This window comes from Cyanothece sp. BG0011 (assembly GCF_003013815.1).
Lineage (GTDB): Bacteria > Cyanobacteriota > Cyanobacteriia > Cyanobacteriales > Microcystaceae > Crocosphaera.
On record NZ_PRLH01000093.1, the window covers coordinates 47,374 to 68,919 of the forward strand.

The window sequence follows — 21,546 nt, forward strand, 5'->3', positions numbered from 1 at the left end:
TCTTTTCCCTTTCATTTTATAATCAAAGCGATTATCTTCAATAATAACTGTATCGTTCTCAAAAATGCTCTCTACATCCAAAAAGTCAATGCCATGCTTACAGATGTTTATTAGTCTTTTGTGTTCATCCCATTCAAACTTCATTACATTAATATATTTTGAAAGCGATCGCTTTTTAAAGATATTTTCAGGCTTTTTTAAGGATTAAATACGTCATCTTCAATCCCTACCCACCATTCACCCAATTTCATTAATTCTTGGTGTAATTCAGTCATTTGAGCGATATATTCATTAGATGAGAGATTCTGGCGATTTTCTTGTAATTTTTTGAGTCTTAATTGTATCAATAACCAGGGTTGTGATATTCTGTCAGTTTCTTCAATATATCGGGCTAATTCTTCACTATTCATAATTTAATTAAAATTAGACTATTAGTAATCAATAGAACCATCAGGTCTTTTGTAAAAATGATAAGATGGTTTGATACCTAATAGTGTCGGTAAACCATCAACATCAATACAAACTGCTATAGTTCCATTTTTCTCTACATGATAAGCATCGATAGAACAGCTTATTTGTTGCTCTTCCGATAGGTTAATGATAACGGTTTTTGCTGAAGAAGACAAAATTTCTGTGTAGGATTTTTGTTCATACTCTTTACCAATTTTTTCAGCTTCTTGCCATAAAATTTGATAATTTTCTCGTAGCTTTTCTCTATCTTGTTTTCTAAAAGGAAATAACTCAATCAGTTTCATAAAATTGTTTCAATGGAAAAAATAAAACTTGATCAAGGGGTAAATTATCTATTGATAAATCAAGAATATTATTATCAACTTCCGCAATTTTAATCGGAGGAAAACGCTTTAACTTATCTGACCAATATTTCAATAATCCTATCTCTCCATAAGGATAAATTTCAGCTAACCAGACTAAAAAATCTTGCAAAATATTAGAAGGGGGGAAATAAAACCCCCAATCAATTACACAATAACGATGATAAATTTTATCAGGTAAATCTGCATTAACATCTAACTGTTGTAAAAAGTCTGGCAAGCTGAATAAATTATACTGCTCAAAACCAGACTCTACAAAATTCTTCCCTCTATATTCAGTTATCCATGTCTTTAATTTATGAGAAAAGTGTTTTTCTATTTGTAAGATTTTCGATGGTATAAATAGAGAAAATTTAGCAGACACTTGACGTTAAAAACACTATAAAAATGACTAAATTCTGACTTCTAATTTCTCCTCTTTGACCTCCTTAACTTTTGATTTTGGTTGATATTGACTAGCAATTAAAGCCACTAGAAACCACCATAAAGTATTAACTTGGGGACGATACCAAACCGTATCAAATAATCCTTGGGCCATTAATCCAGCCATAGCAGCGATCGCAGCAATTAACCACATACCATAAGGATTATTTTGATCCCTTAATTGTTGAATTTGTCGGACTCCTTGATTAACAGTAACAACAATTAACCAAATGAAAATACTTAAACCAATTAAACCGGTTTCTACTGCTGTTTCTAACAAGACAGAATAAGAACTTAACGCACTATATTTAGGACTCATATAAAGGGGATAAATCTTATTAAAGGCATTATTACCTGGACCAATACCAATTAACGGGCGATCGCGAATCATATCTAATACCGCCATCCAGACATTCATCCGAAAATTATTACTACTATCTTCTCTTCCCATAAAGATAGTCATAACCCTCATTCGTAATGAGTCAACGGAGAGAATTGCAGCAAACATTAACCCCCCTAAAACAGCAAACACTAACGGTAATAACCACTTACGCCAAAAGGGAGATAAATTGTTTTTAAACCAAACAAAAAATAATAATAAAAAGGTTGCCATTAAAGCGACCATTGCGATCCAACCGCCCCGACTTCCCGTAAAATAAAGACAGGCTGTATTGACTAACGTAATAGTAATAGCTAATAGTTTCGGGAATAAACCTCGCCAAACAAAAAAGGCAGCAATCCCTAAAGCAATAGATGGTAACAAATAAGCCGATAATAAATTAGGATTACCTAAATAACTATAAACCCTGGTTGCACCGGCTAATTCTGAAGTGGGATCATTCCAAGTTGCTAATTGTTCGACTCCAAAAATTTGCTGCCTAACCCCATAACAACCGACGACTAAACCAATACCTAAAACCGCAGTAATTAAGCAATTCGTTAAGCGAGGCGATCGCAAAATCCTCGCACAAAAAACAAAAAACACCAAATACAAAGTTAACTTAACCAACCCCGAAAAAGCAGCCATTTTCACAGGAGATAACGCCACCGCAACGGCAGAAATTCCCCAATAGACAAACACCAATAAATGAATGGGACTAAACCCAGGTTTTGCCGTATCAGATAAGGTTAAAATGCCCCAATAACCCATAATGGCAATTAACCAAACTCCGATCAAACCAGTGGTAATAAAAGGACTAAAAATAAACACAAAACTAATTAATAATGCCCCAATGGCCTCACTCCACTGTAATAAAAAGCTAGACTCACGCCAAGTCGACAATAAACCCACCAAACGATAGACATAACTGGCATTTAGCCAAGTTTTCGGTGAAAAGTAAGAGAGGGTAACGAGATCCCAAGTTGAATTCATGAATCCTTACCAAAAAAGATTAGTTATTAGTTATCACGGATCAAGCTTGCTTTTGTCAACCGATATTTAAACCAGTGATAGCTAAGCAGAACCCAAAATAAAGAATTTGCGTCATCATATATTATTGTCCCTAATTCTCCTTTCCCGGTTCCCTTAAAAACCTTTATTGTGTACCCTATAACTAAAATTCCATGTTGACCTATCCAAAGGGAGATAACCCGTTGACTACCCTAATTCATCCTACGGCTGTCATTCATCCGAAGGCACAAATTGATCCCACTGTGGAAGTCGGCCCCTATGCTGTCATTGGTGATCAGGTGAAAATAGGCGCAAAAACCACCATAGGACCCCATGTGGTCATCGAAGGACCCACAGAAATTGGGGAAAATAACCGCATTTTCCCCAGTGCAGTCATTGGTTTAGATCCCCAAGACCTCAAATATAAAGGGGCCCCGAGTCGGGTCAAAATTGGAAATGGTAACACCATTCGGGAATTTGTCACCGTCAACAAAGCCACCCACGCCGATGAAGTCACAGAAATTGGTAATAATAACTTGTTAATGGCTTATGTCCATGTTGCTCATAACTGTGTGATCGAAGACCATGTGATCATCGCCAACGCCGTCGCTTTAGCCGGCCACGTTCATATTGAGTCTAGGGCAGTGATTGGGGGTGTGTTAGGGGTTCATCAGTTTGTGAGAATTGGCCGGAATGCCATGTTAGGAGGAATGAGTCGCATTGATCGCGATGCCCCTCCCTTTATGATGATCGAAGGAAACCCTTCTAGAGTGCGATCGCTCAATTTAGTGGGGTTAAGACGGGCCGGCCTCACCACCGAAGATGTGGGCTATCTTAAAAAAGCCTTTCGTCTGTTGTATCGGTCTGATCTCACATTGCAACAGGCCCTAGAACAGTTAGAAAGCCTCGATAATAATGAATATGCCCAATATTTACGTCATTTTCTTCAACTCTCTACCACAGGAGAAAAACGGCGAGGGCCAATCCCAGGAAATAATTAAGTAATCGTCTATTGATAATGAGGGGTTAAATAGGAAGTCATGCAGATTTTTATCAGTACCGGGGAAGTGTCAGGGGACTTACAAGGATCAATGTTAGTTGAAGCCCTGTATCGACAAGCCAAACAGCAAAATATTCCTTTAGAAATTTTGGCCCTGGGAGGTAATCTCATGGAAGCCGCCGGGGCAAAGTTATTGGGAAATACGGCCGGGATTGGGTCCATTGGTATTGTTGAAGCGTTGCCCTTTATTATCCCCACTTGGTTAATGCAGCGCCGGGTTAAGGCTTATTTACGGGATAATCCCCCCGATGTGTTAATTTTATTGGATTATATGGGACCGAATGTGGCTTTCGGTAAGTACGCCCGTAAACACTTACCCCATGTGCCGATTATTTATTATATTGCTCCTCAGTCTTGGGTCTGGGCCCCGAATAATAAAACCATTGAACAATTTGCTGAAATTACTGATATTTTATTGGCGATTTTTCCCGAAGAAGCCCGATTTTTTGAGAAAAAAGGGGTTAAGGTTAAATGGGTGGGTCATCCCTTGTTAGATAGAATGGCCAAAGCCCCCTCCAGAGAAGCCACCCGTCAAGCTTTGGGAATTAAAGAAGATCAACTGGTGGTGGCTTTATTTCCTGCCTCTCGTTATCAAGAATTAAAGTATCATTTACCCTTAATTTGTAAGGCAGCACAGAAGTTACAAACAAAGGTTCCTAATGTGCATTTTCTCTTGCCTGTGTCGTTAAAAGAATATCGCCATACCATCGAAGAAATGGTTAAACAATATGATTTATCCATTACTTTATTTGATGGACGGGCCATAGAAGTGATGGCCGCTGCTGACTTTGCCATTGCTAAATCAGGAACGGTGAATTTAGAATTAGCGTTATTAGATATTCCTCAATTAGTTCTGTGTTTAGTGAATCCTTTGACTATGTGGATCGCTAGAAATGTTCTTAAGTTTTCTATTCCGTTTATGTCCCCTCCTAATTTAGTGGTGATGGAAGAAATTGTGCCAGAATTATTACAAGAAGAAGCCACTATCGATCGCATTGTGGATGAATCTTTAGACTTATTATTAAACCCCGAACGTCGTCAAAAAACTTTCGCTGACTATGAACAAATGAGAACCCTGTTAGGAGAGGTGGGAGTCTGCGATCGCGTGGCTCATGAGATTTTACACTACCAAAACCAAAGCACCATAGCATCCTAGAAGAAACTCTAGAGGGAGCAAAGGGAGAAAAATGTTAATTTTCTTCTCACACTCACTTACGTTTGCTACCCCCTCTAACTCCCCCTTTTGTTAGGGGGAGAACCCTTGCTACCCCCTCTAACTCCCCCTTTGGTTAGGGGGAGAACCCTTGCCCATTCCCCATTCCCGATTTCTGCAAGAAGTCTAATAAGGATAAGTTAAGATAAACTAATTCTAAGACCCCATAGTAGGATTGATTTCTATGGGTTCATGATTGTCTTCAAAACCTATTGACACAGACCATGATTATGCACCCTCAATTAGAGAAAGCATTAGAACAACGTCAAGCTATCAAGATTATTAGTGGTTTGACCAATTTTGATCACAGTAACGTTTCCGCGATCGCCAAAGCAGCCCAAGCAGGAGGGCCACCTTTGTCGACATCGCGGCTTCCCCTAGTTTAGTTCGTCAGGTTCGTTCCTTAATTGATTTACCCATTTGTGTTTCTGCTGTGGAAGCCCAGTTATTGGCAGACGCGGTGGCAGCAGGAGCCGATTTAGTCGAAATTGGGAATTTTGATGCGTTTTATGCCCAAGGACGGCGCTTTGAAGCCCCTGAAGTCCTAGCCTTAACCCAACAAACTCGCGCTTTACTGCCCCATACTCCCCTGTGTGTGACGGTTCCCCATATCCTACCCTTAGATGAACAAGTGGCCTTAGCGGAGGCCTTAGTTGAGGCAGGTGCTAATCTCATTCAAACCGAAGGCGGCACCAGCAGTCGTCCCACTCACCCAGGAACCCTCGGTTTAATCGAAAAAGCAGCCCCCACCTTAGCGGCAGCCCATAGTATTTCTCGCGCTGTGTCGGTTCCTGTTATCTGTGCTTCTGGTTTATCTACTGTGACGGCTCCTATGGCGATTACGGCCGGTGCGTCAGGGGTGGGTGTGGGTTCTGCTATTAACCAACTCAATGACGAAGTGGCTATGGTGGCAGCCGTTCGTTCCCTTGTGGAAGCTCTACAACAAAGCGTGATTAAGGTTAACGTTTAACCTTGTTGTCCTATTCTCCTGATGACACATCAGGAGATGATAATAACGCTGCTGATTTTTTATCCAGGAATAATGTCGCGTCGGAATGTTTTCTTAAAATAGAAGCTGGACATTGGGTGGAAATGGCTTCTTGTAGCATTTGTTGAATGATTTCGGCCTTGTTTTCTCCTGGAGCTAAACAGATTATTTTTTTCGCTGATAAAATAGTGGGAATGGTCACCGTTAAGGCATATTTTGGCACTTGATCAAACTCTTTAAAATGGCCTTGACTTACTTGCATCCAACGGGTTTGTTGATCTAATTTGACAATTTTGACCCAGTGGGGATCATCAAAATTAGCCACCTGGGGTTCATTAAAGGCTAAATGTCCATTCACCCCAACCCCTAAACAACACAAATCAATGGGGTATTGTTTGAGTAATTGGGTGTAGCGATCGCATTCTTCTATGGGTTCTAACCCATCGCCAATTAAATAATTAAATGATTTAGGATTAATCCGTTTTTCGACTCTTTCATGAAGATAAAAACGAAAGCTCGCCGAGTTGTCCCCTTCAATGCCTAAATATTCATCTAAATGTAATAAATTAATCCGTGACCAGTCAATTTTATGGGAAGCAATTAAAATATCGAGAAATTTTAGTTGGGAGTTACCGGTGGCTAATACAATGGTAGCTTCAGCTTGATTATCTAAAACCTTTTCGATATAGTCTTGACCCATTTTAGCCGCTCCAATAGAGAGTTGTTCTTCATTTTCATAAATATGGGTCCCTAAAGAATCAATGGTGAAAACTTGCTCGGATTTCATATTAATTTACACAAAATAACTTAAGTGAGTACACAAAATTAATTTCCTAGTAAGGATAGGCAAAAGGCAAGAGGCAAGGGTTCTCCCCCTTTTGTTAGGGGGAGTTAGAGGGGGTGGCAAGAGGCAAAAGGCAACGAGCTTATTGCGATGTGTAATTAATTTTGCTTAGATACTTATTAGTAATGAGTCATTGATTGATAATTGATAATTGTTAAACCCTATTCCCTTAATTCATTAGTCAAGATTATACTTGAGGATCAATTTTTTTGTTAGGCATATCGGGAGCCATTTTTGCTTTTTTTAGAGAATAACCTTGTCTTTCTAAATGTTGCACAAATTGATCTGAATTTTGAGAAGACTTTTTAAGTTGCTTAGGTTGCTCTTTTCTCTCTTTTTTGAGTTTAGCTTTGCGTCCCATTGAGTTAAGTTCCTCTTGAGATATATCTCTTTAAATCTTACTATACTTAAGACTTTGATCGATCCCTCAATTAATATCACTTAACAGTAGAAAATCTGACTACACCCTTCTTATTTTTCTTGGGATTTAATTGAAACCAAATGAGCTTGAATGCTGTTCAATTAATCCTCAAAAGCATATAAATCTTTTTCCCTTCCCAAGGCAAAACTAACAGAGGTTTTCAAATTATAATTAGATTGACTAATAAATAGGAAAAAAGCAGCTAAAGCGAGACTACTATTAATCGTAAAAATAGCTTGATAACTTAAATCACTCCCTAAACTTCCCACCATTGGACCGGCTAAGGCGATCCCAATATCAAACCCCCCTAAACAAACAGAATAAACCCGTCCTCTTTCGTAGGAAGAAGACCGATCAGAAATCAAAGCAATAATCATAGGAATTAAAGTTCCTGCGCCAATGCCTTCAAAGATACCAGCTAATAATATTTGTCGGCTATCGGTGGCTTGAGTTAACAAGATCATCGACACAAAATAACACAACAGACTAACGGTTATCAAAGGGCCACGACCATAACGATCAGAAGCAGGCCCCGAAAAAATACGAGAGGAAAAACTACCAACGGCTGCTACAGTATAAAATAAACCTGCACTAAACCCTAAATTATTTTCCTGTAAAAAGAGTGGTAAAAATGTGATTAAAGTTCCGAATAATAACCCAATCATCAATAAAATTAAAGCAGGAATCACTAAAGAATGACTGCTAACCATTTGTTTAAAATTGCGTATTTTACCTTTAGCATCAGAAGTGTGCTGATAGTGAACCTTTGATTTTTCCTGAATAAAACTGACTAAACATAAACCGAGAAACCCAAAACCAGCAGACGTAATAAACAGGGTCGTATATCCAAAAGATTCTTGTACAAACCCCCCTAAAGCAGGGCCAATACTCATACCAATAGGAGTCACTAAACTCATATAACCGATCAATTCTCCCCGTTTTTGTACGGGGGCAAAATCCACCACTAACGCACTATAAGCTGTAGTAAAAGCAGCGATACTAATACCATGAACTGCCCGAACCGCCATTAAAGGGAAAACCGATTGAATTAATAAATAACCCAGGGGAGCAAGTCCAGCCACTAGAATACCAATAAAAAGGACTAATTTACGACTTTTTGTATCCGCTAAATAACCTAACAAAGTACGAGAACAGAGTAACCCAATGGCAAAGCTACCCATGACTAAACCAATTTGGGAACGGGTGCCGCCAAGATATTTAATATAAGTGGGTAACGTGGGTAATAGGGTGGTAATACTAATCCAAAAGAATAGCCCTATCCCTAATAAAAATCCTAAACTGCGTCTTTGTTCCGGTTTAAGATGGGCATAAGTGTTTAAAATACTCACAGAAGCTGTCCAAGGTTTAATAATCGGGTTTTGTTAACTATTATAAAGCAAGTCATTTTTGCCCATCACACAATCAAACATTTCTCTCCCCACACCCCGACTGGTGGTAAAAAAAGCAAAAACGTTTTAAGCTATTTGAAGCATTTTTCGTCGAATCCACAACCACTATGGAAGACCTTTGGTTTCAACCCTTCATTTGGACAGATTATCGACTCGCCCTTTTATTTACACTGATCATTCCCTTAATCTTAACGATTTGGGCATTAATGAAACAAGTTGACGCGATCGCACGTTTATTAATCATCTATTGGCGAGTGGCCAGCTTATTATTAATTACCGTTTATTTACTCGCTCCGGGTTGGGTTGGGGAGAATACCCCCTTTGAGGCATTTTGCGGACAAATGGGCTTCATTACCGCTTTAACTGCTCGTATTCTCATTCCTGTGTCTCTATGGTTTTGGGTGGATTTGAACGATGAAATTAAAGATTTACCCTGGAGTTTCCTAAAATTGATGGTAACCTCCTGGCGTTGGGCTGTCACGGTTTATGGCAGTATTGGAGCCATGGTTCAAGTTCCCTTTCTCTCTTGTGCGGTGTCCTCAAGCACCCTAGAGACTCCCTTTTGCCAAGTTTGGATACAAGCGCCGGTGGGCTACTGGTCCATTGTTCATGGAGATGCTACCCCAGGGTTTATGGGCTTTATGGGGTTATTGGGATTGTCGATTTATGTTCTTTATTTTGCTTATTTTTTATTGGTGCGTTTGGGAAAACAAGGAAGATCGGCATTAGAGCATTAAGTTAGACTCATAACCCCACACCCCCCACACCCCCCACACCCCCCTTTAAAAGGGGGGCAGGGGGGGTTAGGGGCAGGGGGGGTTAGGGGCAGGGGGGGTTAGGGGCAGCGGAGCAGAGGAGCAGGGAGCAGGGAGCAGGGAGCAGAGGGAGAGTACAACTATTGCCACCCCCTCTAACTCCCCCTTTTGTTAGGGGGAGAACCCTTGCCACCCCCTCTAACTCCCCCTTTTGTTAGGGGGAGAACCCTTGCCTCTTGCCTGTCATCACTTTAATGTTTCTTTCGGTAGAGGGGATAGAGATGATCTCTTGTTTGCATAGTAACTAGAAGGAAAACAAAAGGAGATAATTCTTTATGAGTACCCAAGATAGAGTTGAAGCAACCAAAAGCAACATTGAAGGAAAAGCCCAAGAGGCCATGGGAGAAATCACCGGAGATCCCCAAGATAAGGCTGAGGGTGAAGCCAAACAACAAAAAGCTGAAGTTCAACATAGCGTTGAAGATGCCAAAGACAAAGTCAAACAAGCTATCGACTAATCATTGTTGATCATTAAAGCTAAAAGTAGGAATGTTACCATAATTCCTGCTTTTTTTGTTGCGTTAATGAGGAAATGTTTCAGCCAATAATAAACAATATTAAAAAAGTGTTGATCATATAAAATTATCGGATAGAATATAAACAACAACGACTAACACCTAGATATAAGTTATTAAGCTTGTTCTATAAAACCCCCATTTATTAAACAGGGAAAATATAAGACAACCCCCTCCTTATAGCTCTTACTCATTAATTTCATTGACTAAGAAGCAAATTCAAGGGATTTTGAGTTGTTTAATAATTAAATAACCGAAAGCCAGTTCTAAGTATTCAGTGCCAGAAATGCCACGCTTAGAGATGCCTATCCGCTTTCTTCAATGAGGATATAATATGGACCTGGTTTTTCCTTCTCACACTACTGCTCATACCCATCATCCATCACCGTTAATTCTAGGGGTTGATGGGGATGAAGATAACTTATTATTGTTAACCTATATCATGCGATGTATTGGTTGCAGTTTGATCACCACTAACAACGGAAGCGATGTGTTTTCTTTTGTCAAAAATTATCAACCTGACTTAATCTTATTAGATATTGTTTTGCCAGGATTGAGTGGGGTTGAGGTAATTGAGCAACTTAAAAGAGATGAAAAAACGAAGAACATACCCATTATTGCTGTCACAGGGTTAGCTCATCCTGAAAAAAGAGATTATCTCCTAGAAATTGGTTGTGAACATTGTATTATTAAACCTTATCTCATTGAAGACTTAGAAAACGTCGTTTCTCATTATGTTAACAAACATTATTCCTTAACGACGGCCAAAAAATTAGTTAATTAGTTTTTTTTTGAATGGACTCCGGGTTACGCACTTTCGGAGTCTCTTCTAACACCACAATAATACCCATGCGTCCCGTTTCTAAGGTCACATCGCTCAAGATATCTCTAACAGATACTTTCAGAATCTCTTCAATTAAGTCTTGTAATCGCGAACGGGTCAAATTATCTAAACTTTCACGAACTTTCTTAGCCAGAGACGATTCTCCTTCGTCGCTTAAAAACTGCTCTGTGGGACTGACAGAGTTTTCAATAATTACCGCCAATTTTTGCTCAAATAAATGACAAATGGTCTTTCCTGGCTGATAGCCTAAATTGGTGCGATAAAAAGCCTGGATGCTTTGAGAGAGGTGTCTCTCAAGCTGTCCACGGGTCGGATACTGCTCAGATGAAGAACTATCGATATTCATAGTATTCCCTTCTATCTAGATGAAGACTATCAATAATAAATCTCAAAGGTGTAAATTTAACGATAGCATTACATGGGAATTATATCTGAATTTTTTAGTCAACTAAACCCGATCGCAAGGCCCGAACCGCTGCTTGAGTGCGATCGTTAGCACAGAGTTTATTGAGAATACTACGAACATGGGTTTTAACCGTTCCCACGGTGACATAAAGTCGTTCAGCAATTTGAGCGTTATTACAACCGGCAACGATTAGTTCTAAGACCTCTAATTCTTTGGGGGTTAAAGAAGAACTATCAACCATTTGCTGGGTATCTTCATCGAGTGCCTCGATCGCTCTGGTGTCATGAATGGGTTCAGGGGCCTCCACATCCATCACTAAATCAGACAATTGACCCGATTGCATTTGCTCAAGCACCACCCTGGCCACCGTCGGCTCGATCCAGGCGTTCCCTTCATGGGTAATTTTGATAGCATTGACTAGAGTTTCTAGGGTGACATCCTTAATGCTATAGGAATCAGCCCCGGCAGCAAAGGCAGCTAACACAATCTCTTTGCTCGTGTTCATGGTCAATATCAAGACTTTCGTGTCGAGGAGTTCAGAGTCTTTTTGAGATTGTTTGAGTCGTTGACTTAATTCGATGCCATCAATATCCGGCAATCCAATATCAATCACCGCCACATCCGGTTGAGTTTCCCTTAAAACCTGCCAACCCTGACGACCATTGGCCGCTTCTCCTACCACGTCAATTTCCTTGACCTGTTCCAATGCTGCATGAAGACCAATGCGCGTTAAATCATGGTCTTCAATCAGTACAACCCGAATATTACTCATTACCTCAATTAGCCTCCAACCGATAACCAATCATTTTAATTATAAGGGACTCTTATTATAAAACCTTGAGAGAATCAATGTATGGTTTTTGACCTACTTAATTTAAACAATATGTCAAAAGGTAGAGGAATATTCAGGATAAAGTCTTTCCTATAGGCCATCTATCAGAAAAATTGTTTCGTATAATTAAAATATATAGATAAAATGACCATTTATCCCTATAGTTTAGTTAGCGATATTGATTAAATTTGTTACTGACGAAGGCTTCATTCACAACCACCCAATTAACACAAACCTTTGGCGCAGGAAACTGTGTAGACTTTTCTGAAATGGAACAAGCTCTTAAGATTTTAATTATTGATAATGATAAGACGAATCGCTTGGCTATACAGCGATCGCTAAAGCCTATTGTTCCCTTATTGGAATTGACGGAAGTCAACAGTCGCAAAAAAGCCATTTCTCTCCTCAAACAAAAATCATTTAACTGTGTCTTTTTAGGGTATTTATTATCCGATGCCGACGGACTGACCCTACTCAAAGAACTGCAAAATATGGGTATTCAAACCCCTTTTATTGTTTTAACCCCTTCAAAAAATCAAGAAATCACCCAAGAATTTATCAAATCAGGGGCGTGGGACTATATTTTAGAATCAATGATCTCTCCTGATACTCTCTTAAAAACGTTAAAAAATTCTCTGCGTATTTATAAGGCCGAAAAAGCCTTAACATTAAGCAATCAAAAGTTACGAAAAAACAACGAAATTCTCAAACAAAAAAATAAAGAACTCAAGCAACAACAAGAACAAATTAATCTCAAAAATTTACAACTGCAAGAAGCATCCCGTCGTCAGTCTCAATTTTTGGCCACCATTTCCCATGAATTACGAACCCCCATGAATGCCATTATGGGATTTTCTCAACTGTTGTTGCGTCAATATCCTGATCCGCTTACCCCTCAACAGGTTGATATTGTACAACGGATTTTTAATAATAGTCAAAATCTCTTGAGTCTGATCAACGAAGTCTTAGATTTGTCTAAACTGAACACCGATCAGATGGATCTCAAGGTTGAAGAATTTGACTTAGGAGTTCTTCTACAATTCACTATTGAAGAATTATCGTCTTTGAGGTCCCATAAAAATCTCAGTTTAGAGGTTGATATTGATTTAAAAAATCCCTTAATTATTAATGATAAAAATTTTCTAAGGCGAATTATCATTAACCTGTTATCTAATGCCATTAAGTTTACCCCTGCCGGCAGTGTTAAGGTTAAGGTATGGGAGATCGATGCTGAAACAATTGCCATTAGTGTCGAAGATACCGGGGTTGGTATTGCCGAAGAAGATTTAGAGACCATTTTTACTCCTTTTCAACAAGTGGATCAAACCCTGACTCGTCAACATTCAGGAACCGGGTTAGGTTTAGCGATCGTTGACTCATTAATCAAAATGATGCAAGGTGAAATTCATGTCAGCAGTGAACTGGGGAAAGGTTCGGTCTTTCGAGTTGAAATTCCACGGTGTTTATCTTCTAATTTGTCATGAGTCACTATATTCTAGTCGTAGACGATATTCCAGATAATCTTTTTTTAGTTAAATTAGCACTCGAACAAGAGGGCCATGAATTGGTTTTGGTGAATGACGGTCCCTCTGCCTTAGCTCAAATTGATCGACGTCCTCCCGATCTGATTTTACTCGATGTGATGATGCCGGGGATGGATGGGTATGAAGTCACCCAAAAAATTCGTGAAAATTCTAGCTTGTCTTATATCCCCATTCTCTTAATTACGGCCCACGAACAGTCCAATGTGGTCAAGGGGTTAGATAGCGGGGCCGATGACTTTATTCGTAAACCCGTGCAAATCGATGAACTTCAAGCAAGGGTGAGATCCTTACTGAGACTCAAACAAAGTATTGATCAACGAGAACACTTTGTTAGCTGTCTCACCCACGATTTACGAACTCCGTTAGTGGCGGCAGACCGAATGTTAAACCTGATTAATCAAGGACTGTTTGGAGAGATTACCCTCAAGACACAAGAAGCGATTAACAATATTATCCGTAGCAATGAAAACTTGCTAGAGATGATCAATAAGCTGTTAGATGTTCACTCTTACCAAGAAGGACAAAAAAAGCTCAGTTGTGTGACATTTAATTTCAAACATCTTACTGAACAAGTGATTGCAGAACTCACCCCGTTAGCGCAAGAAAAATCCTTAGCATTAGATCAGGATTGGCAAGCAGATATAGAGGAAATTTACGGCGATCGCCAAGAACTGCGACGGGTGTTAACGAATATCATTAGTAATGCCATTAAATTCACCGATAATGGTTCGATTCACGTGCGGAGTTCTCTCGATGTCGGGGATCAAGAAGAGGATAATTGGTTAATTATTGACATTGAAGATACCGGAATCGGTCTCAATGCTAAAGCCAAAGCCAAAATATTTAAGCGATTTTATCATACGAATCGTAAAGGGTTAGGCTATGGATTGGGACTGCATTTATGTCAACAAATTATCCAGTCCCACGGGGGGAAAATTAGTATTGAATCTGAAGTGGATCAAGGGAGTATTTTTACCCTTCGTTTACCCATCCATTCTCTAGGTTAAGTCGTTAAAGGCTTCTTGTACGGCCGGATGCACTAAAACCCCATCTTTGACATTGACCCCTTTAGCTAAACTGGCATCCTTTTCTAGGGCCTCTAACCCCTGATTTGCCAATTTCAAGACATAGGGTAAGGTACTATTATTCAAGGCTTGGGTGGCTGTCCAAGGAACTGCCCCAGGCATATTAGGAACGCCAAAATGTACCACCCCTTCGGCCACATAGGTAGGGGAACTATGGGAGGTAGTGCGTAAGGTTTCGATACATCCCCCTTGGTCCACGGCCACATCGACGATCACCGAACCGGGGTGCATTTTTGAGACTAATTCCCTAGAGACTAAAGTTGGGGCCCGTTTTCCGGTCACTAACACGGCGCCGATTAATAAATCCCCTTGAGGAACCGCTTTTTCAATGCTCGAAGCGTTACTATAGAGCAGTTCCACCCGTGAGCCAAACAGGGTTTCTAAATAGGCTAAACGGTCAACATTGATGTCAAAGATTTGCACTTTGGCCCCCATTCCCACCGCTATTTTAGCCGCTTCGGTGCCGACGATGCCCCCGCCTAAAATGACCACACGCCCAGCAGAAACCCCAGGAATGCCCCCTAAAAGAACACCACGACCCCCTTGTTGTTTTTCTAAATATCGCGCCCCAAACTGCACAGATAAGCGGCCAGCAATGATACTCATGGGGGTTAATAACGGGAGTCTTCCGTCGGGAAGTTCCACGGTTTCGTAAGCAATGGCCGTTATGTTCGATGAGATTAACGCTTTTGTTAAGTCCTTATCTGCTGCTAAATGGAGGTAAGTAAACAGCATTTTAGGATCGTTGAGATACTTATATTCTTCTTTGAGGGGTTCTTTAACTTTTATCACTAATTCTTGTTGCCATGCTTCGGCTGCACTGGTGACAATCTTCGCCCCTGCTTGTTGATAGTCTTCATCGGTAAACCCGGAGCCTACCCCGGCTTGGGTTTCAATCGAAACTTGATGTCCTTGATCTGATAATACCCTAACACTGTTAGGACTTAAGCCGATGCGAAACTCTTGATCTTTAATTTCTCTAGGGACACCAATTTTCATATGACTCCTTACACCTAATGATGGTCTATTACTGTAGCTTACAAAAACTTTTGAGGAATGGCTAGGATTTTAAAGAAGGCAGGAGTTGAAAGGCAGAAGGCAGGAGGCCAGTTAGAGGGGGATTTTGACCCACCTCTAACTGAAGACCACCAAATCGCAGATTTTAGTGGGGGACTTAAACCCAGTTGGGCGACGCAGAAAGGCGTACTTTGTGACAAAATTTTCCCTCCTGCCCTCTGCCCCCTGCCCCCTGCCTCGCCCGAAGGGCTGTTAATCTCGGAGAACGTAACCCACACCTCGAACGGTTTGGATCAGTCGTTTTTCTTGTTGGGCTTCTAATTTTAAGCGTAAATAGCGCACATAGACTTCAATAATATTAGAATCTCCCATAAAGTCGTAACCCCAGACTCGTTCTAAGATTTGCTCTCGAGTGAGAACTTGTTTAGCATGGGACATTAAATAGTCGAGTAAGTCAAATTCTTTGGCCGTGAGTTCAATTAAACGACTGCCACGAAACACTTCACGGGTGTTACGATTTAAACTAAGGTCTAAAAATTGTAATTGATCGGGATCTTCGTCGTGATTTCTCCTTAAGTTTGCCCGAACTCTGGCTAATAATTCTTCTAAATTAAACGGTTTAACAATATAATCATCGGCCCCTGCATCTAACCCGGCGACGCGATCGCTGATATCATCTTTAGCGGTTAATAAAATAATGGGGACTTTACTCCCAGTTTGTCGCAGTCGTTTACAAATTTCGAGTCCTGAAATGCCTGGCAACATCCAATCTAATAAAATAAGGTCAAAGTTGCTTGCTCTTGCTGTTGTAAGTCCCGATAACCCATCATTAACTACAGTAACGTCATAGCCTTCATATTTCAGTTCTAACTCAATAAACTGAGCGAGTTTGGCTTCATCTTCAACCACTAAAAGACGGGGGTTACTCATGGTTAATACTTGTCAGATACAAAGTTTTCTAGTTTTAGGAGTCACCGAGTCAGGAGTTAAATATAGCTCACTTGTGGCGCGAAAGGCTATATAACTAATTATCAAAGTCAAAATAACCCCCATCATCCATGGGACTTCTCAACGGTCGTTTTTGCTTGCGTTTAAAGGGTTGTAAGAGAAAGGGTAACAACCCACCGATAATGAAACCTCCTCCGACACAAAAGGAGAGTAACACCCCGACGGGTAGTTTAATGGATTCCCAGAGTAGAAAGTTTAGGGAAACGGCGGTAATATTTTGAATAGAAAAAATAGCGATCGCTCCTATCCAAAAGGCAATCAACACACTGATGATGATATTAGCTAATAGTTGTAGCATATTCAGCATAATTCTAAACTCATTAATTAACTAATCGCTGCTTTAAGTTCTTCTCGTGTGTACCAACTATAAGGCCCGTCTAAAGCAGGTTTAATGTTTAACATTTCTCGCCATTCATCTAAAGGACGGTCTAAGTTTTCTTCCCATTTTACAGGAAATAAGGGTTTAGCTGCTTGTCCCATATCGATACCAGCAGACACCAATTTAAAAGCATAATTTAACGTTTTTACCTGTTCTTGGGGTGTCATCTCTTTATTATAAGCTTGATCATTTTTGAAAAATCTAAACAAAAACGACATTAAATCAAGAAAGGTGAAACCTGGATAAGCAAACTGCCCGACGCTAACAGAAAGCACTCCTAATTCTCCCAAATCATCTAAACTATATCCCGTTAAAATATGATGGAGATCATGAGTTTTAAAGACGCGAAAGGTAACATAATCAGCATCGGTTTTAAAGTTTTCAGTGCTTCGATAAAACTGAGGATCATAACCCAGTGTACTTAATACTTTAGCGTAAGTCCATCCGAGAGAACCTTTCGGCATTTTTAACATAGTTTCTAAGTCAAAATAAGGACCGACATACCGTTCTTTAAGCATTTGGGCGCAGTCAGCATCTTGATTAAGTATTTGAAGGCAAACCTTCATGGGGGCTGTTTCGTGCAGTTTTTGACTTAAATCAATAGCATTATTAACATTTTGACCCGCACCAGCAGCTAAATCCACTAAAGTGAGAAATTCCTGTAAATTGTCAGGATTAGCAATTTGATTAATATATTTAAAACCCATAACATTTTTCCTAAAAAGTTGAAGAAGGAGTCGTAGAGACGTTGCCTGCAACGTCTCTACTCTTGCCCCGAAGGGGCGATAAACTAAAATCTATTTATAATTAAAGTTGTATGATTTTTCTACAAAAAACCATAAATGTTAACAATTGTCTATCACGAACGATTGATAAAATTTAGCAAAATTTCTTGATGAATTTTCCCTAAAGGACGAACATCCCCTAGTTTTTCAGAATAACACTGTCCTCGTTTCACATCATCAGGAGAAACTAACCCTAAGTCCGCCCCTTCTTGTAAGTTTAACTCATCAATCGACACCGTTAAGGGAGCATGAAAAATATAGCGTAACGCAATGTCATCGTCGTAACGACAGAAGAAAATAGGGTTTTCAATGGTGAAATTAATCTCTTCAATCACTTCGCGTTTAACCCCCATTTCTGGGGTTTCTCCGGGTTCAAGATGACCCCCAAAAAAACCCCAGCGATCGGGATAAATAATGGTAGGAATATTGTCCCGTAACTGCATCAAAAAGCGGCCATTTTGGTGCAAAATAGCCAACGCCACGGAACGGACATTATTTGGTGTTGCGTTTGTGGGGAAGGAGAAACTCATCAACGGCTGGTTTAGAAATAGGTTTAACTTCGGTATCAGTAGAAGCCTCGACTTCGGTATCAACAACCGGTTGAACGGTTGAGGTTGTTTGGCCCGCATTCGCTTCGACTTGTTCGACTTCTAAGATATATAACTCCCCTACATCTTGACCCCCCATGGGAATGGATTGATAGGTCACTTTTCCGGTAATTTGTACCCTGTCCCCGGTTTGAGGCAAAGGACCATCAGTGAGGACCCAGACGGTTCCGGTTTGATCTTGGAGTTGATAAGAACCACTGTCCATAAACGGCGCGCGGTCCACTACTTTTCCTTCTAAATAGATGATCGCTTCTTCGGAGGTGCTTTCGGTCGATGGTTGGGGGGAGAGTTCCCCAATGGGAGTAATAGACGGCTGGGCTAACCCTAAATAGTTGACAGGGGTACATCCGATCAACCCTCCCACTAGCAGGGAAAAAATAGCACCGTGAACCCCTCGAATGTTTAAAACTTTCATGATCACTGCGGTGAAATTGACGGTCTTGAGATAGGCTAAGCTATAGGACACCATAAACTACTCCTACGTTCCAAATTTATCTAGGTTATCCATGTCTTCTGAAACTGCTTCTTTGTTAAACGGTAAAGCATTAGCGCAAAAAATTCAGGGAGAATTAAAAACTACCGTTGAAAAATTACAAGGGACTATCGGTCGTCCGCCTGGGTTAGCGGTGATTATGGTGGGAGATAATCCTGCTAGTGCGGTGTATGTTCGTAATAAGGAAAAAGCTTGCGCTAAAGTCGGAATTGCTTCCTTTGGTCGTCATTTGCCCACCCAAACACCACAAGAAGAAGTCGAAGCGTTAATACACCAGTTGAATGCAGATGAACGGGTGGATGGGATTTTAGTTCAGTTACCCTTACCTCCCCATTTAGATACGGTTAAGTTACTCCATGCGATCGCTCCAGAAAAAGATGCCGATGGCCTACACCCTATGAACCTCGGCCATTTAATACGGGGGGAACAGGGGTTACGCAGTTGCACGCCTTGGGGGGTGATGCGTCTCTTAGAAGAATATAACTTAGATGTTGCCGGAAAACACGCGGTAGTGGTAGGGCGCAGTATTTTAGTGGGTAAACCCTTGGCCTTGATGTTGTTAGAAAAAAACGCCACGGTGAGTATTGCCCATTCTCGCACCCCCGACTTAGGCAAAATCACCCGTCAAGGGGATATTATTATCGCTGCGGTGGGTAAACCGAATATTATTACCGGGGAAATGGTCAAACCGGGAGCGATCGCCATTGATGTGGGTATTAACCGCATTATGACAGAGGATGGTGCGTCTAAATTAGTAGGAGATTTTGAGTTTAACTCCGTTTCTCAAGTTAGCCGTTATATCACCCCTGTCCCCGGCGGTGTCGGACCAATGACGGTGGCTATGTTATTGCAAAATACTGTTTTGAGTTATCAGAAAAAGTCTACTTGATCATTAATAATTATTCTTTGTCAAGTTCCAAATAAGATAATAAAAAACGGGCGATTCTTTCAGAAGCCCCAGAGGGTCCGAAACGGGCTTTTCCTTTTTCCTCGCACTCCTGTAAATAAGCTTCATTGGTGACGGTTTTAGCCACACATTTGGCTGCTTGGGTGAGGGTTTCCGGGGTGGCTGGACCTTTGCCGATGGTTTGAGCGCAACTGCCAATGAGACGGTTTTGGGCCTCGGCAAATTCATAGGTAAACTGGGGACCTTCTCCTGGTACTTGAATAACGGGTTTACCCAGCGCAATACCTTGATCCACTGCTAATCCTGCCATGCCTAACATTAACGTACAGTTGTGTAAAATATCATTAAAGGCATCAGAATAACAGAAGACTTCGACGGTTCCTTGTTCAGTTTTTCGACTTAATTGATTATCGTTATATTGCCAGCCTTCACTATTGGCTATTGTGGCTAATTCTTGCATCAATTTAGGGACTAAGGCAGCCCGAAATTGTATTTTTTCGGGAGGCATTATTTTAACAATTTCTAGAATAAGATTAAGTTGTAATTTAAAGTTACGAACCGCTTCAGGTAAGCGTGATCCGGGCAATAAGGCAATCATCGGAATATGGGTTTTGAGTTGTAAATCTTTGCCTGTGGGTTGTAATTTATCTAGAGATGGAATACCCCCAAACTGTGCTTTACTGATGCCTTGTTTTTTTAAATCTTTTGCTGTGTAAGGATCTCGGGTAAACACCCCTAAACAACGAGGCGATCGCAAAAAAGTGCCAATAAAGGGCCCGACGTTTAACTTCCCTTCATATAACGCAGATAAACAGGAAATAAAAGAGACATAAGGATACCCCGTCGAATAAGCAAACCCCTGGGATACGGTGTCACCGGTTGCCATAATTAAATCGCAACTGGGGGCATATTGCCAGACTGCTTGTAACTGTCGCCAGGTTAACCCCACTAACCCGGCTTTTAAGTCGGTGAAGAGACGCAAACGGTTAATATAAGAAAAGCCTCCAGAGGGCATATTTTGGGTTGGGCCAATGATAGGTACATTTAAGCGGCGATAGGCGTTTCCTTCCCCCACAATAGGCATAGCCGCCACCTCTAGATTAGGATACAGTTGTAATAGGGTTTCAATGACATAGGATGAATGATTATCTTCTCCGTGGCCATTACTGATAAATAATATTCGCTTAGACGGTGACGACATAGATGTTCCTTTTAGATTTTTATCATAGGACTATTAATACATCATCTTTCGATTTATAGCCATTTTCAGACCAGCTAGAAGAATTATCATCTCTGCTTTTAGCCTCATCGTTTTTCAATGAATGATTATTCACGGATAATAAAGAGGAAAAGAAGAGTCCCCTGGCGGCCACCAAGGGACATCTTGAAAATGATGCTATTAGGAGTTTATCATCGATGACCTTTGAAGAAATCCAGAAAACCATTGAAGGGATGTTAGCGGTTCAAAGACAACTGCAAGAAAGTCAGTTTGAGTTACGGGAGGCACAAGAACGGGAAAGAGAGACGTTACAAGTAATGATTGAGGAGATGAACCGATTTATCGAAAGGTCTAATCGTAACGAAAGACGTATTGAACAGTTAATTGGTTACAGTATCACCAATGAATCAGAACATCTCGATATTGAACAAAGATTTAGGAATCTTGAAGCAAGATTGAGTGAATTAGAAAATCAAAACTAATCATCAAAGGTGGCATGATAGCCACC

The 21,546-nt window shown here is 40.5% G+C and carries 25 protein-coding genes and 1 pseudogene; 10 read left to right on the plus strand and 16 right to left on the minus strand.

From position 1 onward, the window contains the following. Positions 1–197: 197 nt before the first annotated feature. Genes C4E06_RS11435 through C4E06_RS11450 form a run of 4 tightly spaced genes read right to left on the minus strand, consistent with a single transcriptional unit; the run spans position 198 to position 2,628 of the window. The gene (locus C4E06_RS11435; protein WP_107668178.1) at positions 198–410 is read right to left on the minus strand and encodes a hypothetical protein; all 213 of its coding nucleotides are present in this window, start codon (positions 408–410) and stop codon (positions 198–200) included. A gap of 21 nt (positions 411–431) precedes the next feature. Continuing rightward, positions 432–755, minus strand: coding sequence for a hypothetical protein (locus C4E06_RS11440; RefSeq protein WP_107668179.1), 324 nt, complete (start codon positions 753–755; stop codon positions 432–434). Then, positions 742–1,197, minus strand: coding sequence for a hypothetical protein (locus C4E06_RS11445; protein ID WP_107668180.1), 456 nt, complete (start codon positions 1,195–1,197; stop codon positions 742–744). Before C4E06_RS11445 ends, C4E06_RS11440 begins: the two co-directional genes overlap by 14 nt. Positions 1,198–1,224: 27 nt before the next feature. After that, the gene (locus C4E06_RS11450; RefSeq protein WP_107668181.1) at positions 1,225–2,628 is read right to left on the minus strand and encodes an IctB family putative bicarbonate transporter; all 1,404 of its coding nucleotides are present in this window, start codon (positions 2,626–2,628) and stop codon (positions 1,225–1,227) included. A gap of 191 nt (positions 2,629–2,819) precedes the next feature. Here C4E06_RS11450 and lpxA point away from each other — a divergent pair, with 191 nt between their 5' ends. The 3 genes and pseudogenes from lpxA to C4E06_RS11465 all read left to right on the plus strand — a co-directional run bounded on the left by lpxA (position 2,820) and on the right by C4E06_RS11465 (position 5,889). Further along, a complete protein-coding gene (gene lpxA, locus C4E06_RS11455) occupies positions 2,820–3,647 on the plus strand; it encodes an acyl-ACP--UDP-N-acetylglucosamine O-acyltransferase (protein ID WP_107668182.1) in 828 nt (275 codons plus the stop codon). A 39-nt stretch (positions 3,648–3,686) separates the two neighbouring features. Continuing rightward, positions 3,687–4,862, plus strand: coding sequence for a lipid-A-disaccharide synthase (gene lpxB, locus C4E06_RS11460; RefSeq protein WP_107668183.1), 1,176 nt, complete (start codon positions 3,687–3,689; stop codon positions 4,860–4,862). A gap of 281 nt (positions 4,863–5,143) precedes the next feature. Beyond that, positions 5,144–5,889: pseudogene (locus C4E06_RS11465) on the plus strand (DUF561 domain-containing protein). Positions 5,890–5,899: 10 nt separating this feature from the next. Here C4E06_RS11465 and C4E06_RS11470 read toward each other — a convergent pair. The 3 genes from C4E06_RS11470 to C4E06_RS11475 form a co-directional block, all read right to left on the minus strand. After that, positions 5,900–6,694, minus strand: coding sequence for a glucosamine-6-phosphate deaminase (locus C4E06_RS11470; RefSeq protein WP_107668184.1), 795 nt, complete (start codon positions 6,692–6,694; stop codon positions 5,900–5,902). 244 nt (positions 6,695–6,938) lie between these two features. Next, the gene (locus C4E06_RS27875; protein ID WP_198648559.1) at positions 6,939–7,112 is read right to left on the minus strand and encodes a hypothetical protein; all 174 of its coding nucleotides are present in this window, start codon (positions 7,110–7,112) and stop codon (positions 6,939–6,941) included. A gap of 161 nt (positions 7,113–7,273) precedes the next feature. Beyond that, positions 7,274–8,521: an MFS transporter gene (locus C4E06_RS11475; protein WP_107668185.1), complete on the minus strand. Its 1,248-nt coding sequence runs from the start codon at positions 8,519–8,521 to the stop codon at positions 7,274–7,276. 167 nt (positions 8,522–8,688) lie between these two features. Between C4E06_RS11475 and C4E06_RS11480 the strand changes: the two genes are divergently transcribed. From C4E06_RS11480 to C4E06_RS11490, 3 genes are all read left to right on the plus strand, one after another. Continuing rightward, positions 8,689–9,318, plus strand: a complete 630-nt coding sequence (locus C4E06_RS11480) for a DUF3177 family protein (protein ID WP_107668186.1) — start codon at positions 8,689–8,691, stop codon at positions 9,316–9,318. Positions 9,319–9,671: 353 nt separating this feature from the next. After that, complete coding sequence (locus tag C4E06_RS11485) at positions 9,672–9,854, plus strand: CsbD family protein (protein WP_107668187.1); 183 nt, start codon at positions 9,672–9,674, stop codon at positions 9,852–9,854. 391 nt (positions 9,855–10,245) lie between these two features. Continuing rightward, complete coding sequence (locus C4E06_RS11490; RefSeq protein WP_107668188.1) at positions 10,246–10,695, plus strand: response regulator; 450 nt, start codon at positions 10,246–10,248, stop codon at positions 10,693–10,695. Here the strand turns inward: C4E06_RS11490 and C4E06_RS11495 are convergent. Then, a complete protein-coding gene (locus C4E06_RS11495) occupies positions 10,688–11,101 on the minus strand; it encodes a DUF2294 domain-containing protein (RefSeq protein ID WP_107668189.1) in 414 nt (137 codons plus the stop codon). The two genes, C4E06_RS11490 and C4E06_RS11495, sit on opposite strands and share 8 nt — an antisense overlap. Before the next feature lie 94 nt (positions 11,102–11,195). Next, positions 11,196–11,933, minus strand: coding sequence for a response regulator transcription factor (locus tag C4E06_RS11500; protein ID WP_107668190.1), 738 nt, complete (start codon positions 11,931–11,933; stop codon positions 11,196–11,198). Positions 11,934–12,262: 329 nt separating this feature from the next. Here C4E06_RS11500 and C4E06_RS11505 point away from each other — a divergent pair, with 329 nt between their 5' ends. Further along, positions 12,263–13,477: an ATP-binding protein gene (locus C4E06_RS11505; RefSeq protein ID WP_107668191.1), complete on the plus strand. Its 1,215-nt coding sequence runs from the start codon at positions 12,263–12,265 to the stop codon at positions 13,475–13,477. Then, complete coding sequence (locus C4E06_RS11510) at positions 13,474–14,544, plus strand: hybrid sensor histidine kinase/response regulator (RefSeq protein WP_107668192.1); 1,071 nt, start codon at positions 13,474–13,476, stop codon at positions 14,542–14,544. Before C4E06_RS11505 ends, C4E06_RS11510 begins: the two co-directional genes overlap by 4 nt. Here C4E06_RS11510 and ald read toward each other — a convergent pair. From ald to C4E06_RS11540, 6 genes are all read right to left on the minus strand, one after another. Then, a complete protein-coding gene (gene ald / locus C4E06_RS11515) occupies positions 14,536–15,621 on the minus strand; it encodes an alanine dehydrogenase (protein ID WP_107668193.1) in 1,086 nt (361 codons plus the stop codon). The genes C4E06_RS11510 and ald overlap by 9 nt on opposite strands. Before the next feature lie 270 nt (positions 15,622–15,891). Beyond that, on the minus strand, positions 15,892–16,569 hold the full coding sequence (locus tag C4E06_RS11520; protein WP_107668194.1) for a response regulator transcription factor: 678 nt from the start codon (positions 16,567–16,569) through the stop codon (positions 15,892–15,894). Between the two features lie 94 nt (positions 16,570–16,663). Then, positions 16,664–16,954: a lipopolysaccharide assembly protein LapA domain-containing protein gene (locus C4E06_RS11525; RefSeq protein ID WP_198648560.1), complete on the minus strand. Its 291-nt coding sequence runs from the start codon at positions 16,952–16,954 to the stop codon at positions 16,664–16,666. Positions 16,955–16,971: 17 nt separating this feature from the next. Next, positions 16,972–17,733 (minus strand): Coq4 family protein, encoded by a 762-nt coding sequence (locus C4E06_RS11530; protein ID WP_107668196.1) that lies wholly within the window; start codon positions 17,731–17,733, stop codon positions 16,972–16,974. Between the two features lie 152 nt (positions 17,734–17,885). Then, positions 17,886–18,341 carry an NUDIX hydrolase gene (locus C4E06_RS11535; RefSeq protein ID WP_107668197.1) on the minus strand — a complete coding sequence of 152 codons (456 nt, stop codon included), beginning with the start codon at positions 18,339–18,341 and terminating at the stop codon, positions 17,886–17,888. Further along, a complete protein-coding gene (locus tag C4E06_RS11540; RefSeq protein WP_107668198.1) occupies positions 18,304–18,888 on the minus strand; it encodes a DNA-binding protein in 585 nt (194 codons plus the stop codon). Before C4E06_RS11540 ends, C4E06_RS11535 begins: the two co-directional genes overlap by 38 nt. Before the next feature lie 37 nt (positions 18,889–18,925). Between C4E06_RS11540 and folD the strand changes: the two genes are divergently transcribed. Further along, positions 18,926–19,801 (plus strand): bifunctional methylenetetrahydrofolate dehydrogenase/methenyltetrahydrofolate cyclohydrolase FolD, encoded by an 876-nt coding sequence (gene folD, locus C4E06_RS11545; RefSeq protein ID WP_107668199.1) that lies wholly within the window; start codon positions 18,926–18,928, stop codon positions 19,799–19,801. A gap of 10 nt (positions 19,802–19,811) precedes the next feature. Here folD and C4E06_RS11550 read toward each other — a convergent pair whose 3' ends face one another. Next, positions 19,812–21,020 (minus strand): lipid-A-disaccharide synthase-related protein, encoded by a 1,209-nt coding sequence (locus C4E06_RS11550; RefSeq protein ID WP_107668200.1) that lies wholly within the window; start codon positions 21,018–21,020, stop codon positions 19,812–19,814. A gap of 215 nt (positions 21,021–21,235) precedes the next feature. On the opposite strand from C4E06_RS11550, the gene C4E06_RS11555 reads away from it, so the two are divergent. Continuing rightward, positions 21,236–21,520 carry a hypothetical protein gene (locus C4E06_RS11555; protein WP_107668201.1) on the plus strand — a complete coding sequence of 95 codons (285 nt, stop codon included), beginning with the start codon at positions 21,236–21,238 and terminating at the stop codon, positions 21,518–21,520. Positions 21,521–21,546 lie beyond the last annotated feature (26 nt).